This is a genomic window from Pelomonas caseinilytica, from assembly GCF_021353235.1.
GTDB lineage: Bacteria > Pseudomonadota > Gammaproteobacteria > Burkholderiales > Burkholderiaceae_C > Pelomonas > Pelomonas caseinilytica.
The window spans coordinates 198,656-212,879 of the sequence record NZ_JAJTWT010000007.1 but is presented as its reverse complement, the minus strand read 5'-3'; the positions used below and the strand labels follow the sequence as shown (position 1 = coordinate 212,879).

The 14,224-nt window shown below is 70.1% G+C and carries 13 protein-coding genes; 4 read left to right on the top strand and 9 right to left on the bottom strand.

The annotated features are described in order from the left end of the window. Window positions 1-55: 55 nt before the first annotated feature. Entirely contained in the window at window positions 56-451 is a 396-nt protein-coding gene (locus LXT12_RS17765; RefSeq protein ID WP_233393619.1) for a VOC family protein, read from the bottom strand. Between the two features lie 30 nt (window positions 452-481). On the opposite strand from LXT12_RS17765, the gene LXT12_RS17760 reads away from it, so the two are divergent. The 3 genes from LXT12_RS17760 (at window position 482) to LXT12_RS17750 (ending at window position 2,654) form a co-directional block, all read left to right on the top strand. Next, the gene (locus tag LXT12_RS17760) at window positions 482-1,828 is read left to right on the top strand and encodes a serine/threonine-protein kinase (protein WP_414708811.1); all 1,347 of its coding nucleotides are present in this window, start codon (window positions 482-484) and stop codon (window positions 1,826-1,828) included. Between the two features lie 94 nt (window positions 1,829-1,922). Beyond that, window positions 1,923-2,225, top strand: a complete 303-nt coding sequence (locus LXT12_RS17755) for a PsiF family protein (RefSeq protein ID WP_233393617.1) — start codon at window positions 1,923-1,925, stop codon at window positions 2,223-2,225. Between the two features lie 174 nt (window positions 2,226-2,399). Next, window positions 2,400-2,654 (top strand): glycine zipper domain-containing protein, encoded by a 255-nt coding sequence (locus LXT12_RS17750; RefSeq protein ID WP_233393616.1) that lies wholly within the window; start codon window positions 2,400-2,402, stop codon window positions 2,652-2,654. A gap of 50 nt (window positions 2,655-2,704) precedes the next feature. On the opposite strand, the gene LXT12_RS17745 is transcribed toward LXT12_RS17750, so the two are convergent. The 6 genes from LXT12_RS17745 to LXT12_RS17720 form a co-directional block, all read right to left on the bottom strand. Continuing rightward, window positions 2,705-5,710 carry a TonB-dependent receptor gene (locus tag LXT12_RS17745; protein ID WP_233393615.1) on the bottom strand — a complete coding sequence of 1,002 codons (3,006 nt, stop codon included), beginning with the start codon at window positions 5,708-5,710 and terminating at the stop codon, window positions 2,705-2,707. 352 nt (window positions 5,711-6,062) lie between these two features. Further along, complete coding sequence (locus LXT12_RS17740) at window positions 6,063-7,022, bottom strand: peptide ABC transporter ATP-binding protein (RefSeq protein ID WP_233393614.1); 960 nt, start codon at window positions 7,020-7,022, stop codon at window positions 6,063-6,065. After that, a complete protein-coding gene (locus LXT12_RS17735) occupies window positions 7,015-7,965 on the bottom strand; it encodes an ABC transporter ATP-binding protein (RefSeq protein WP_233393613.1) in 951 nt (316 codons plus the stop codon). The genes LXT12_RS17740 and LXT12_RS17735 overlap by 8 nt, the downstream gene beginning before the upstream one ends. Before the next feature lie 652 nt (window positions 7,966-8,617). Beyond that, window positions 8,618-9,511: an ABC transporter permease subunit gene (locus LXT12_RS17730; RefSeq protein WP_233393612.1), complete on the bottom strand. Its 894-nt coding sequence runs from the start codon at window positions 9,509-9,511 to the stop codon at window positions 8,618-8,620. Next, window positions 9,508-10,521 (bottom strand): ABC transporter permease, encoded by a 1,014-nt coding sequence (locus LXT12_RS17725; protein WP_233393611.1) that lies wholly within the window; start codon window positions 10,519-10,521, stop codon window positions 9,508-9,510. Before LXT12_RS17725 ends, LXT12_RS17730 begins: the two co-directional genes overlap by 4 nt. A 9-nt stretch (window positions 10,522-10,530) precedes the next feature. Further along, window positions 10,531-11,463 carry an N-acetylmuramoyl-L-alanine amidase gene (locus tag LXT12_RS17720; protein WP_233393610.1) on the bottom strand — a complete coding sequence of 311 codons (933 nt, stop codon included), beginning with the start codon at window positions 11,461-11,463 and terminating at the stop codon, window positions 10,531-10,533. Window positions 11,464-11,634: 171 nt separating this feature from the next. Here LXT12_RS17720 and LXT12_RS17715 point away from each other — a divergent pair, with 171 nt between their 5' ends. Further along, window positions 11,635-12,336: a creatininase family protein gene (locus LXT12_RS17715; RefSeq protein ID WP_233393609.1), complete on the top strand. Its 702-nt coding sequence runs from the start codon at window positions 11,635-11,637 to the stop codon at window positions 12,334-12,336. On the opposite strand, the gene LXT12_RS17710 is transcribed toward LXT12_RS17715, so the two are convergent. Next, window positions 12,313-13,251, bottom strand: coding sequence for a hypothetical protein (locus tag LXT12_RS17710; RefSeq protein WP_233393608.1), 939 nt, complete (start codon window positions 13,249-13,251; stop codon window positions 12,313-12,315). The genes LXT12_RS17715 and LXT12_RS17710 overlap by 24 nt on opposite strands. Further along, entirely contained in the window at window positions 13,251-14,096 is an 846-nt protein-coding gene (locus tag LXT12_RS17705) for a pectate lyase (protein ID WP_233393607.1), read from the bottom strand. Before LXT12_RS17705 ends, LXT12_RS17710 begins: the two co-directional genes overlap by 1 nt. Window positions 14,097-14,224 lie beyond the last annotated feature (128 nt).

Below are 14,224 nucleotides of genomic sequence, written 5' to 3'. Positions count from 1 at the left end.
TTTAGGAGGCAGGCCTCGTGCATCCTGGAACGCATGGGCCGTCCACCGCGCTGACTCAGCCGGCCGTCGGTTCGTGACAAGCCACGCAGAGCTTGTTGCCGTCGGGATCGCGGAAGTAGGCGCCGTAGTAGTTCGCGTGGTAGTGCGGCCTCAGTCCCGGCGGGCCTTCGCAGCGTCCGCCGTGGGCCAGGGCCGTGGCGTGGGCGGCGTCCACCTGGGCGCGGGTGGCGGCCAGCAGGGCCACCATCTGGCCGTTGCCCGGCTCGTGCTCGCCCTCGAAGGGGGCTCCCACCAGCAGCAGCGGGCGCGGCCCGGGCGTGCTCTGCCAGCCGGCCCAGGGCCGCGTGGGGTCGCAGAAGCGTTCGGCGATGCCCAGGCCCGCCAGCAGCGGGCGGTAGAAGGCCAGGGCGCGATCGAAGTCACGGGTGCCGAGGTAGATGTGCGAGAACAAGGGCCGGTCCTCCATGGAGCGGCCCGTATCATGCCGCGCGTGACCGCATCCGCCGACGACCTGCCCTCCCGCATCGGCCGCTACCACGTGCTGAGGCGCCTGGGCGAGGGGGCGACCAGCGACGTCTTCCTGGCCCGCGACCCCTTCCAGGGCCAGGAAGTCGCCATCAAGCGCATGCGCGCCTGGGCGCCGCCGGCGGACGCGCCCGCCAGCGACTTCAGCAACCGCTTCTTCAGCGCCGAGGCGGCGCTCGCCGGCCGGCTCAACCACCCCAACGTCGTCGCCATCCTCGACGCCGTGGCCGAGGCGACCTCCCCCTATCTGGTCATGGAGTACGTGCCGGGCGTCACGCTCAAGCACTTCTGCCGCAGCGACCGCCTGCTGGCGCTGGACCAGATCGTCGAGCTGGGCTTCAAGTGCGCCATGGCCCTGGGCTATGTCTACCGCCAGGGCGTCATCCATCGCGACGTCAAGCCCGCCAACCTGCTGGCCGTGCTGGACGCTTCGGGGCAGGTGGTGGACGTCAAGGTGAGCGACTTCGGCTCGGCCCTGAACCTGCACGCCGACTCGACCCAGATCCATCGCGTCGGCTCCCTGGCCTACATGCCGCCGGAGCAGATCGAGGGCGGCGACGTCGACTGCCGGGCCGACATCTACGCCCTGGGCGCCGTGCTCTACCACCTGATCTGCGGACGCCCGCCCTTCGACGCGCCTCACCAGATGGCGTTGATGCACCAGATCTACCACCAGCCGCCCCTGCCGCTGATTGGCCAGCGCGAGGGTGTCAGCGAGGCCCTGGACGCCGTCGTGCAGCGCGCCCTCGCCAAGCGCCCGCAGGAGCGCTTCCCCGACTGGGACAGCTTCGCCCAGGCGCTGTCGGCCCTGGTGTCCAGCCAGCAGGTGCCGCTGAACCGGCTGGGCGAGGTGCGCGACTCCGAGCGCTTCAACCTGCTGCGTTCGCTGGAGTTCTTCGCCGACTTCGGCGACGTGCAGCTCTGGGAGGTGGTGCGGCGCGCGCGCTGGAAGCGCTATCCACTGGGCCACGCCCTCTTCAAGCGCGGCCAGGAGGGCAACAGCTTCCACATCATCGCCCAGGGGGAGGTCGAGGTCTTCCGCGAGGGGCGGCTGGTGGCGACGCTGGGCCAGGGCACCTCGGTGGGCGAGATGGCCTACCTCGCGCCCAACCCCGACCTGCGCCGCCACAGCACCGACATCAAGGTGAGCCAGGAGTGCACCACCATCTGCTTCACGCCCGAGTCGGTGATGCAGCTCAGCCCCGAGTGCCAGCACCGCTTCGACCGCGCCTTCATCCGCGTGCTGGTGCGGCGCCTGCATGCGGCCCACGAGGCCCTGCACCACCCGCGCCGCATCTTGTGAAATGCTGACAGCCGGCCTTCAGTGGCTTGGCAGCCCTCGGGGCGCGTGCTTGAATCCGGCCACCCCCCCACCACCTTCGTCGAAGGAGCCCCCGATGAAACGACTCGCCATCCTGATCGCCTGTGCCGCCGTGGCACTCGGAGCCCAGGCCACTCCCCAGCAAGACAAGATGAAGGCCTGCAACGCCGAGGCCAAGACCCAGGGCAAGAAGGGCGACGACCGCAAGGCCTTCATGAAGGAGTGCCTGTCTGCCGCCGGTGCCGCCTCCGCCCCCATGGCCGACGCTCCCAGCGCCGCCTGCGAGAAGTCCGCCGCCGACAAGAAGCTGCACGGCGCCGCCGCCAAGAGCCACATGAAGAAGTGCATGGCCGACGCGGCCTCGGCGCCCAAGTCCTGAGCCTCGCCTGACCCAATCCGACCTTCGCGTCGGACACCGGAGCCACCCCGTCGGGTGGCTCTTTCATTTCCGGTCGGCGCCGTCCGACACCCCGGCGGCCCACGCGCTGGCTCCGCGGACGGGCGCACCCGCCGAAAGTTCACTCATGCGAATTCCTCCCTGAAGGAGTCTTCCATGAGCACCCTCGACATCATTTCCAGCCCCGGCACCGCCTACTGGCGGCTGACCGCCCTGTCCCTGGTCGCCGCGGCGACGCTGGCGATGACGGGCTGCGCCGACATGTCCCGCAAGGACCGCAACACCGTCATCGGCGCCACCACCGGCGCGGTCGTTGGTGGCGTGCTGACGGGCACCACCACCGGCGCCGCGGTCGGCGCTGCGGCGGGTGGCGTGATCGGCAACCAGACCACCAAGCGCCGCCCGAACTGAACGTTGCGCTGACACCCGCGCCCTCGCGCGGGTGCCGCCCGGCCGCCCGCTCAGAACTTGTAGCGGGCCTCCAGGTAGTACTGGCGGCCCGACACGTCCAGCTTCTGCTGCTCCAGCTCGCTGTAGCGGTACTGGGCGCGGGCCGGGTTGGTCAGGTTGGTCGCGCTGAAGGCGAGCTGCAGCTGGCTGTTGATGTCGTAGTTGATCGACAGGTCCAGGTTGCTCACCGGCGCGGCCATGGTCGGCGCGGCAGGCATGGTGACGCCGTTGATGACGGTGTTGCCCTGGCTGTTCGTCGTTGGCGACGGGGCCGTCGTGCTCGACACGTACTTGCCGCGGTAGTTGTAGACCAGGCGCACGCTGAAGCTGTCGTTCTCGAAGTAGCCGCCGAGGTTCGCCGAATACTTGGACACCCCCGGCATCGGCCGGCCGTCCGCGACCTTGGTGTCGGCCACGCTCACGTTGGACTGGAAGCCGAAGCCCGCGCCGATGGGCTGCTCGTAGCTCACCTCGATGCCGCGGATGCGCGCCTTCTGCTGGCCCGTCGTCGTGATGAAGTAGGTGCGGGTCACGCCGGTGTTGGGGTCGGTCAGGTCGATGGTGGCGTCCTGCCGCACGGTGCCGGTCTTGGCGTAGCCGTCGATCATCGAGTCGAACAGGCTCACGCCCAGCAGCGCCCGCTTGGCGAAGAACCAGGACACCGACACGTCGACGTTGCGCGAGGTCATGGGCTCGAGGTTGGGATTGGGCCCCGACACCAGGCAGACGCCCGTGCTGCAGCTCGGCGTGCCGTAGGCCGCGCCGTAGAGGTTGTAGTTCTGGCGGCCGAGGGTTTCGCTGGCGCCGAAGCGGCCGACCAGGTCCTTGGCCAGCTCCACGCGCAGGTTGAGGCTGGGCAGCAGGTTGTCGAAGCGCCGGCTGGTGCGGGTCTTGTAGTACAGCGTGCCCGCCGCCGGGTTCCAGGGCGTGTTGTCGAAGTAGGGGACCGCGTCGCCCGCCGTCACGATGGCGCCCGGGTAGGCCGCGCAGGGCACCACCGGCTTGCCCGGTTCGATGCGCTGGCACTTGCCCGCCGGCACGGGATTGGGGGCCATGGCATCGACCTGGGTGCGCACCAGCCGCCAGCCGATGTTGCCTGACCACCAGCCCTTGTCGCCCTCCAGGTTCTGCATCATGAAGACGGCGCTCTGCTGCTCGCGCAGCTCGATCTCCGAGGCGACGTAGCGCTCGAACTCCGGCGTGGTCTCCTTGATGGCCTTGTCGAAGTAGCCGACGAGGAAGTCGCGCGGGAAATAGAAGCCCGTGCGCTCCCAGTTGCCGCCGCCCAGCGCGGCGCCGAAGTCGCCGGGGTAGGACACCGCCAGCGAGGGGTCGGGCGTGTCGGTCAGCGGGTTGAAGGCCGCATGCATGGCCTTGATGGTGCGGCGGAAGTCGCGGTGGTGGTCGGCATAGCGCAGGCCGAAGTTCAGCGAGCTGAAGATGCCGCTGTCCTGCGTGTACTCGCCTTCCAGCGCCAGGCTCTTCTCGCGGTCCACCGTCTTGTACTTGTTGGCCAGGCTGCGCGACACCAGCTTGTAGCCGCTGCCGTCCGGGTTGAGGGCCGGCGTCGCGCCGGTGCCCGCGCCGACGTACTTCAGGTCGGGCGCCTCGTGCACGCCGTTGAGTGCATAGGAGATGCCGGTGCCGTAGCGCGCATAGGTGAGGCCGCGGTCCATCTCCGTCGTGCCGACGCCGCGCGTGGTGCTGAACAGGCCCTTGAGCACCAGGTCCTTGGAGGCTTGCCACTTGGCGTCGAAGTCGAGGAAGCCGCTGCTGGCCGCGGCGCCGCTGCGGTAGAAGCCTTCGGAGTTGCCCACGTACTGCGGCGTCGTGCCGTCGGGGAAGACGATGTCGGCGCTCTTCAGCACCTTGAGCTTGTCGCCGTACAGCGTGGTCTCCTCGACGACGACGGGGTTCTTGATCTGGGCGTAGACGCGCTGGCCGTTGGAGTTGGTGAAGACGTTGGTCTCGCCCGTCGACCCGGCCAGGCCGCGCAGCATGCTGTTGATGGCGCCCATCGTGGCGCGGCCGAAGTTGGCGGCGTTCATCTTCGAGTAGAAGCCCGTGGCGCCCAGGTCCAGCGTGTCAGTGGGCCGCACCTGCAGCGCCAGCATGCCGCCCTTGCGGTCGCGCACGCCCTCGACGAACTCGGAGGCCAGGCTGCCCGGCAGGCGCACGCCGTTGAGGTCGGCGGCCTTGTAGCCCGAGCCGGCCAGCGAGGCGTCGGTGACGCCCAGCATGGTGGCGGTATTGATGACGTCCCAGCCGGAGTTGGCGCCGTAGCCCAGGCGCGAGACCGAGTCGCGGCGCACATAGCGCTTCTCGGCGAAGAGCTGGGTGATGAGGCCCAGGGTGTTGGCCTCGTTCTTCCAGTTCAGGCTGGCATTGAGCTGCGGGCTGCTCTTGCCGGGCAGGTCGGCATAGACGGTGCCGGCGCTGATCAGGCCGCCCAGGCGCTGGGGCTCGTCCAGCGGCTTGCGCGTCGTCACGTTGATGGTGCCGGCCAGGCCGCCGTCGGCGATGTTGGCCTGCGAGGTCTTGTAGATGGTGGCGGCGTTCAGCACCGACGAGGGCATCAGGCTCAGCGAGGTGCTGCGGCTGCTGCTGCTTTGGTCGGCGAGGTACCAGTCGCCGCCGCTGACCGTATGGCCGTTGAACAGGATGAGGCTCATGTCCGGGTTGGCGCCGCGCATGGCCACCTTCTCGGCCTCGTCGTAGTCCTTGCGCACGGCCAGGCCGACGACGCGCTGCAGCGAGTCGGCCAGGTTCTTGTCGGGCATCTTGCCCACGTCCAGCGCGGTGATGACGTCGACGTTGGCCGAGGCGTCGCGCTTCATCAGCAGCGACCGCTCGTTGGACGCGCGGATGCCGCGCACGACGACGGCCTCCAACGCCTGGGTCTTGGGGGCGGAGGCGGCCTCCGCGGGAGCGGCGGCCTGCTGGGCCAGGGCGGCGCCCTGCATCGTGAGGAGCAGGCCGGCCAGGCCGAGGCTCACCGGGGTGGGCTGGAATTTCATGGGTTGTGTCTCCGCACGTTGCTGGGTCGCAAAGATTCTTGCGACGCCGCGTGCGGCCTGCGACGGGGCCTGCCCGTGAAGTCGGCACGGCAACAACACTCTGAACATGACGGTATGTCGGCGGGCCATGTGCCGCGGTTATGCGGCGCGGGTCATCTCGGTTGTCGATTCCGCATCAGCGGCTGCTGCAACACATGAAGCGGGTATGTTGCGGGCCGAGCGCTGGGCCGCTCCCGAGCCGGCCCGCGCTGGCGATGTGATTGCGGCTCGATGCCGCAAGCATCGCCGTCCCCGCGGGGGACCGACCAGACTCGCTCGCGTTCAGCGACGCGAGGATGGGCGAGGGGCGGTTTCAGACCACGTGGCAGGCGACGAGGCGGCCGTCCACCTCGCGCAGCGCCGGCACATCCTGGCTGCAGCGCGGCACGGCCAGCGGGCAGCGCTTGTGGAAGGCGCAGCCGGTGGGCGGGTTGAGTGGGCTGGGCAGCTCGCCGTGGATGACGATGCGCTCGCGCCGGTCTGCCTGGCGCAGGGCCGGCGTGGCGCTCATCAGCGCACGGGTGTAGGGATGCAGCGGTGCGGCGAAGAGGCGCTTCATCTCGCCCATCTCCACGGCCGCGCCGAGGTACATCACCATCACCTCGTCGGCCACGTGCTCGACGACGCTGAGGTTGTGCGAGATGAAGACATAGCCCGTGCCGAACTCCTCCTGCAGGTCCATGAAGAGGTTGAGGATCTGGGCCTGGATGGACACGTCCAGGGCCGACACCGGCTCGTCGGCGACGACGATGCCGGGGTTGAGGATCATGGCCCGCGCGATGGCGATGCGCTGGCGCTGGCCGCCCGAGAACATGTGCGGGTAGCGGCGCAGGTGCTCGGGCCTGAGGCCTACCTTGGCGGCCAGCGCGGCCACGCGCTCGCGGCGTTCGGCGGCGGACAGCGGCGTGTTGATCAGCAGCGGCTCCGCCAGCGTGGTCTCGATGGTCTTGCGCGGGTTCAGCGACGCGAAGGGGTTCTGGAACACCATCTGCACCTCGCGGCGCAGGGCGTGCAGGGTGGCCTTGCCGGCGGTGGCGGCGTCGGTGCCGCGGATCTTGAGCGAGCCGCGCGTGGGCGGCTCGATGAGCGTCAGCTGCCGAGCCAGCGTGCTCTTGCCGCAGCCGGACTCGCCGACGACGGCCAGGGTCTTTTTCGGGGCCAGCGTGAAGCTGACGCCGTTGAGCGCCTTCACCGTCGCCTTGGGCTTGAAGAGGCCGCGGCTGACGCTGTAGTGCCTGGCGAGGTCGGTGGCTTCCAGGAGGAGCTCAGACATGGGCGGCAGCCTCCACCGGGTAGAAGCAGCGCACACCGGCCTCCAGCGCCGGCCGCGTGGCCACGCAGCGGTCGTGCACGCGGGGGCAGCGCGGCGCCAGCAGGCAGCCCGCGGGCCGGTCCAGCGCGCCGGGCACGATGCCGGGCAGGGCCGACAGGCGCCGCGCGCCCTTGTTGTGCTCGGGAATCGCGGCGAGCAGTGCGTTCGTGTAGGGATGGCGGGGCGCCTCGAACAGCGCGGGCACGGCACCGGTCTCGACCACCTGGCCCGCGTACATCACGGCCACCCGCTGGGCCATCTCGGCCACGACGGCGAGGTCGTGGGTGATCATGATCAGCCCCATGCCCTGCTCGCGCTGGAGCTTGAGCAGCAGCGCCATGATCTGGGCCTGGATGGTCACGTCCAGCGCGGTGGTGGGCTCGTCGGCAATGAGCAGCTTGGGGCCGCAGGCGATGGCCATGGCGATCATCACGCGCTGGTTCATGCCGCCGGAGAGCTGGTGGGGGTAGGCGTTGGCACGGTTGGCGGCGTCGGGGATCTCCACCTGCTCCAGCAGTTCGACGACGCGGCGTTTCGCCGCCGAACCTCGCAGCCCGAGGTGGGCCTTGAGGACTTCGGCGATCTGGGCGCCGACGGTGTAGCTGGGGTTGAGGCTGGTGAGGGCGTCCTGGAACACCATGGCCACGTCGCGGCCGACGAGCTGGCGGCGCTCGCGGGGCGAGAGCTTCAGCAGGTCGCGGCCTTCGAACTCGATGGCGTCGGCGGTGACCCGGCCGGGCGGGTCGACGAGGCCCATCAGGGCGAGCATGGTGACGGACTTGCCGGAGCCGGATTCGCCGACGATGCCGAGCAGTTCGCCCTTGTCCAGCGTCAGGTCGACGCCGTCGACGGCGGGGAAGGCGCCGAAGGTGACGCGCAGGTTGCGGATGGTCAGGAGGCTCATGGGAGGCACCCGGTTGCTTTTGCTGGGCGCCTTGTCGCTCGGTGCACCGTGCGGGGATTTCGCCCCCGCGGGCGACCTACTTTCTGTCCCGCCAGAAAGTAGGCAAAGAGCTCCCCCCGACCGCGCCGCCCCGCCGCTTCGCGGCGGGGTTCCCTGCGGTACTCAAGCCTTGAGGCGCCGCGCAAAACTCCCTTCGCTACGCTCCGGTCAAACAGTTGCGCGGAGTCAGTTGTTGAAGCGTGCTGCGCACGCCGCCTCAAGGCTTTCCGTTCCTCGGCGGCGCTAAAGGGGGTAAGACGAAATACCTCGGGGGCACGGTCGCTGCGATAGGCGCCCTGGCTGTTCGGCTGTTGGCAGTTCGGGCTCTCCCCTTCTAAACCGCCGAGAAGCGCAGAACTCCGAGGCGCGCGCGCAGCGCGCTTCAAGAACTGACTCAGCGCCACTGTCTGACCGTAGCGAACGCAGTGAGCGAAGGGAGTTTGGCGCTGGCCTCGGAGTTCGAGCATCGCAGGGGACCCACCCGCTGCGCGGGTGGGCGGTTTTGCAGGGGTCGTTTCTTTGCCTACGTTCTTGTCGACACAAGAAAGTAGGTTGCCCGCCGGGGCGAACTCCCGGCTGGGCTTGGGCATGAACCCAACACAACGAGCAAGCATCACGCCACCTTCTTCAACCGCGGGTCCAGCGCATCCCGCAGCCCATCGCCCATCAGGTTGATCGCCAGCACCGTCACCAGAATCGTCAGCCCCGGCAGCGTCACCACCCACGGCGCCCGCGTGATGTAGTCCCGTGCGGCGGACAGCATGGTCCCCCACTCCGGAGTCGGCGCCTGCACCCCCAGGCCCAGGAAGCCCAGGCCCGCCGTCTCCAGGATGGCCGAGGAGAACGACAGCGTCGCGTTGACGATCAACGGGGCCATGCAGTTGGGCAGTACGGTGACGAACATCAGACGCCACACGCTCGCGCCGGCCACGCGGCTGGCCGTCACGTAGTCGCGCCCGGTTTCGGCCAGGGCCGCGGCGCGCGTGAGGCGCACATAGCCCGGCAGCGCGCCGATGGCGATGGCGATCACGGTGTTGACCAGGCCCGGCCCCAGCACCGTGATGACGCAGATGGCCAGCAACAGCGCCGGCAAGGCCAGCACGATGTCCATCACGCGCATGATGGCCGGCGACAGCGAGCGCTGGAAGAAGGCCGCCAGCAGCCCCAGCAGCACGCCGGGCAGCAGGGACATCAGCACCGCCGACAGCCCGATGCCCAGCGACACCCGCCCGCCGTGCAGCAGCCGGCTCAGCATGTCGCGGCCCAGCTCGTCGGTGCCCAGCAGGAAGCGCGTGCTGCCGCCCTCGGCCCAGACGGGCGGTGTCAGCATGAAGTCGCGGTACTGCTCGATGGGATCGTGCGGCGCCAGCAGCGGCGCGAACAGTGACGCCAGCGCGATCGACGCGAAGACGACGAGGGCGGCCAGCGCCCCGCGGTTGGCCGAGAAGCCGAGCCAGAACTCACGCAGGGGGCCAGGGGGCTGGCGTTCGGTCGGCACGGCGCTCAATGGCCACCTCCGCGGATGCGCGGGTTCACCACGCCGTACAGCAGGTCCACCACCAGGTTCACGCCGATGAAGGTCAGCGCCGAGATCAGGATGCCGGCCTGCACGACGGGATAGTCGCGCCGCGCGATGGAGTCGATCAGCCATTTGCCGATGCCCGGCCAGCTGAAGATGGTTTCGGTGAGGACGGCGCCGGCGAGCAGGCTGCCGGTCTGCAGGCCCACCACCGTCAGCACCGGGATCAGCGCGTTGCGCAGCGCGTGCACGACGACCACGCGCGCCGGTGACAGGCCCTTGGCGCGCGCCGTGCGGACGTAGTCCTCGCGCAGCACCTCCAGCATGCTGGAGCGCGTCATCCGCGCCACCACCGCCAGCGTGCTGGTGCCCAGCACCAGAGCTGGCAGGATCAGGTGCATGACGGCCGACTTGAACGCACCCTCTTCGCCGCCGAGCCAGGCGTCGATGAGCATGAAGCCCGTCACCCGCTCGGGGTCGAACTCGATGCCGATGCGGCCCGACACCGGCGTCCAGCCCAGCTGCACCGAGAAGAACATGATGAGGATGAGGCCCCACCAGAACACCGGCATGGAATAGCCCACCGTGGCCAGTCCCATGACGCCCTGGTCGAGCAGCGAGCCGCGCCTGAGGGCGGCGCTCACGCCCAGCAGCAGGCCCAGTCCCACGGCGAAGATCAGCGCCGCAGTCGCCAGCTCCACGGTGGCCGGGAAGAGGGCGGCGAACTCCTTGCTGACCGGCTCGCGGCTCACCAGGCTCTGGCCCAGGTCGCCGTGCAGCAGCTTGCCCACGTAGTCGGCGTACTGCACGGGCAGGGGCTGGTCCAGACCCATGCGCTTGACCAGGGCGGCATGCGTCTCGGGGTCGAGGCGCCGCTCGCCCATCATGACCTCGATGGGGTCGCCGGGTACGAGGCGGATCAGGCCGAAGGCGACGAGGGTGATGCCGATCAGTGTCGGCACCAGCGTGGCCAGGCGTTTGAGCAGGAAGCCGAGCATCCGTGGGGCCTACCAGCGCGAGGTGTAGGGCCGCGTCTCGCCCTCAGTCGCGCCGGTCACATGCATGCCGCCGGGCGTGGAGGCCACCTCGATCAGCGCGGCCGTCTCGGCGTCGGTCGTGCCGGAGATGTCGCCTGGCCGGTACTTCATCTGGAAGGTGGAGACGACGTCCTTGGTCATCGCGTCCATCTGGCCCGAGCGCGACACGTTGTAGCCGATGCGGCCGAGCCGGTCCTGCAGCCAGGCGGCGTCGCGCGGCGCGACCTCGTGCTCCAGCGTCTTGAGCATCACCATCGGGCCGTCGGGCCAGGGGATGAGGCCGGCGTCGGCCAGCTGCTTCCAGGGGAACTGCGGCCCCGGGTCCTGCTTGCGGCCGGGGGCGATGTCGGCGTGGCCGATGATGCGCTCGGGGCGGACGTTATGGCGCTTCTGGATGTCGCGCACCAGGGCGATGACCTCGTCCACCTGGGCCTGAGGGAAGGGGGCGTAGACGCGGCCGGCCGGCGTGTCGGTGTAGCCGGGATTGACGATCTCGATGCCGATGGAGGCCGAGTTCAGGTTGGTGTTGCCGGCCCAGTAGCTGGCGCCGGCATGCCAGGCGCGGCGGTTCTCGTCGACCAGGGCGTAGCTGGCCACCGGGTTGTCGCGCACCAGGTAATGGGCCGAGACCTGGCCGCCGGTCGTCAGCACCTTCAGGGACTTCTCCCAGTCCAGCACCGTGTAGTGCAGCACGATGTAGAGGGCGCGGCTATCCTGGTTGAGCGAGGTGTAGCTGCGGTCGATGTTGGGCGGGCGCACGGCGGTGGCCGGCGGCTGCGCGCCAGGCGCCGTCGTCGGCGGCGTGGCCGTGCCGGGCACGGCCGGGGGCGTCGGTACGCTGGCGCAGGCGGCCAGCACCAGGGTGGCGACGGCGGCAAGGGCGCGGGCGAGGGAAGGCTTCATGCGTCGGAGGGGCTGGGCCGGATGCGGCATTGTTGCAGCGCACACGCGCCCCTGCCCCCGGGGCCTGCCCGCAGGGCCCATGTCGGACGGCCATGCGGGTATGAGCGCAGGTGATGGCGCCGTTTGCGTGCAACTGGCCAGAATGCCGGCCTGCCCCGCCGGGAGTGAACGATGAAGATCGCCGACATGAACTGGATGCAGGTCGAGGCCTACCTGCGGCGCGACGACCGCTGCCTGCTGCCCATCGGCTGCACCGAGCAGCATGCCTACCTCAGCCTCGCCGTGGACGCCATCCTCGCCGAGCGCGTGGCGGTGGAGGCCGCCGAGCCGCTGGGCGTGCCGGTGTTCCCGGTGCTGCCCTTCGGCATCACGCCGGGCTTCATGGCATACCCCGGCACCGTCACGCTCAAGGCCGACACGATGCTGCGCGTGGTGCAGGACCTGCTCGACAGCCTGGACCACCAGGGCTTTCGCCGCATCCTCATCGTCAACGGCCACGGCGGCAACCAGCCCGTGGCGGCCGCGGCGCTCGAATGGATGGCGGCGCACCCGCGCACCCGCGTGCGCCTGCACAACTGGTGGAACGCGCCGAAGACGATGGCGCATGTGAAGGCCGTCGACCCGCATTCCGCCCACGCCTCCTGGATGGAGAACCTGCCGTGGACGCGCCTGCCCGGCGTGGCCCAGCCCGAAGGCCGCAAGCCGCCCGTGGACTACCAGCGCTACGCCGTGCTGTCCCCCGCGGCGGCGCGCGAACTCGCGGGCGACGGCAACTTCGGCGGCGCCTACGAGCGGCCGGACGAAGACGTGCTGGCCATGTGGCGCATCGCCGTCGAGGAGACGCGCGCTTTAATCGACGGCCCCTGGGCCTGAGCGCTGCCCGTCGAGCAGCCGCTGTTGCTCCAGCACCGTCAGGCCCGGCGCCTGCGCGAGCCAGTGCGCCGTCTGCGTTGGGTCGATGTCATGCAGATGAGCCGCCAGCGTCTGCCAGGCCTGCCAGCGCTTCTCGGGCGAGGCGATGCGCGCCACCAGGGCCATCGCCTCGGCGGGCGCCTCGCGGGCCAGTTCGTCGCTGGCGGCATGCTGGGCGATCGCCGCGTCCAGCTCGGGCAGCGGGGCCATGGAGCGCAGCCAGTCGCGGGCGCTGGCGCCGTCTTGTGCCGTCCAGCGGGACAGGCCCTCATCGAGCAGGGCCTGGCGCAGCGCGCCGGGCGGCAGCTGCGTGGCGAAGACGGTGGCCGAGCGGGCGTCCTGCTGCAGCCAGCGGTCCTGCAAGGGCGCCAGGCGCGCGGCCTGGCCGGCGGTGTTCAGGGCCCAGCGGGCGGCCTGGTCGGGGGCGGTCTCGGCCCAGCGCTCCAGCAGTTGCTGGCGCAGGCGTTCGCGCATGTCCTCGGCGAGCGGCGCACGGTCCAGCGCCTGCATGGCCTGGGCGTGCAGGCGCAGCGCGGCCCAGCGGGTGAGCAGGCCGTCGTAGAGCGCCAGCGCCCGTGCCGGCCAGGTGCGGGCGAAGGCTTCGAGCGCCGGCAACGCCGCCTCGCGGTGGCGCACCAGGTCGTCCAGCAGCCGTGCCTCGGCGCCCGTGTCCGTGTCCGCGGCGGGCGCGGATGTTGCCGTGGTGGTCGTCGTGGGCGCCGCCAGCCCCATCATTTGCAGCACGGGGCTGGGCGTGCGCGGGGGAGCGTCCGCCGGCACGGCGGCCGCCGGCGCGGGCGGCTCCTCGGTGAGGGCGAGCGCGCCCCAACCGGCCGCACCCGCGGCCAACAACCAGGCCAGCGGACGCAAGGCCATCACTTGAACACGCAGGCGCGTGCGACGTTGCCGCTGCTGGTGTCCTTCACCGGCTCGTAGCCCTTGCCGGTGCCGACATAGCCTTCGCACTTGGGCTTGGAGCCGCCGTAAACGAGGTCGGTGATGGTGGCCACGTCGTACTGGCCGGCGATGCCCGACTTGCTGTCGTAGCTGCTGTTCACGCCCAGGCCTGCGACGTTGACCTGCCCCAGGCGCACGCCCGACACCGTCACCTTGCGCGCGTACTGCGTGGAGCAGTTGCCGCAGGAGCGGTAGAGCTTGCCGATGTTGTCGGCGTAGAAGTCCTGGATGACGAGGGTGCCGTCGCCGTTGTGCTGGAAGAGCTTGTCGGCCGCCTTGAAGGCCGCGCCGCCGCTGATGGTCAGCTTGCTGGTCACGCCGCTGAGCTTCTTGACGGTGGCCCCGTCTTCGCCCACGTCGGCCCAGTAGACGTTGGTGATGTTGCACTGGCCGTAGCAGTGCACGCCGTCGGCGCCGCCGGCAGCCAGGTTGGTGCCGCTGCCCAGCGAGCCGTCGCCGATGACGACGTTCTTCACCGTGGAGCCGTTGTTCAGCTTGAACATCGGGATCTGGCTTTCGCTCTGCGTGCCCTTCATGTTGGACGCCGTGCCGACGAGGCAGACCCACTTGCCGTATTTGGCGAGGCCGTCCCAGGTCGTGCCGGCGGGCACGTCGATGGTGGTGCTGACGTTGACCTTGGTGCAGGCCGGCACCGTGCGCACGCCCGGGGCGGCGGCGGCACTGCCGGCCACGGCCACAAGGGCCAGGCCAAGGACACCCTGCCAGAGGCGGTGCAGGGGGCGGTTCTTCAGAGTCGGGTTCATGGTTGGTCTCCTGTTGATGCTCTTGGATGGGCCGCCTCGTCGTGGGGCGGCGCGGCGTCAGCGCGGGTCGAGGCCGGCAGGGCTTCAACAGGAATCAGCGAGGCAGCGCGAGGGCTGCACCGCACCGT

Coding starts and splice junctions, on each gene's coding strand:
- LXT12_RS17760 (WP_414708811.1), top strand. CDS start 482: ATGCCGCGCGTGACCGCATCCGCCGACGACCTGCCCTCCCGCATCGGC.
- LXT12_RS17755 (WP_233393617.1), top strand. CDS start 1,923: ATGAAACGACTCGCCATCCTGATCGCCTGTGCCGCCGTGGCACTCGGA.
- LXT12_RS17750 (WP_233393616.1), top strand. CDS start 2,400: ATGAGCACCCTCGACATCATTTCCAGCCCCGGCACCGCCTACTGGCGG.
- LXT12_RS17745 (WP_233393615.1), bottom strand. CDS start 5,710: ATGAAATTCCAGCCCACCCCGGTGAGCCTCGGCCTGGCCGGCCTGCTC.
- LXT12_RS17740 (WP_233393614.1), bottom strand. CDS start 7,022: ATGTCTGAGCTCCTCCTGGAAGCCACCGACCTCGCCAGGCACTACAGC.
- LXT12_RS17735 (WP_233393613.1), bottom strand. CDS start 7,965: ATGAGCCTCCTGACCATCCGCAACCTGCGCGTCACCTTCGGCGCCTTC.
- LXT12_RS17725 (WP_233393611.1), bottom strand. CDS start 10,521: ATGCTCGGCTTCCTGCTCAAACGCCTGGCCACGCTGGTGCCGACACTG.
- LXT12_RS17720 (WP_233393610.1), bottom strand. CDS start 11,463: ATGAAGCCTTCCCTCGCCCGCGCCCTTGCCGCCGTCGCCACCCTGGTG.
- LXT12_RS17715 (WP_233393609.1), top strand. CDS start 11,635: ATGAAGATCGCCGACATGAACTGGATGCAGGTCGAGGCCTACCTGCGG.
- LXT12_RS17710 (WP_233393608.1), bottom strand. CDS start 13,251: ATGGCCTTGCGTCCGCTGGCCTGGTTGTTGGCCGCGGGTGCGGCCGGT.
- LXT12_RS17705 (WP_233393607.1), bottom strand. CDS start 14,096: ATGAACCCGACTCTGAAGAACCGCCCCCTGCACCGCCTCTGGCAGGGT.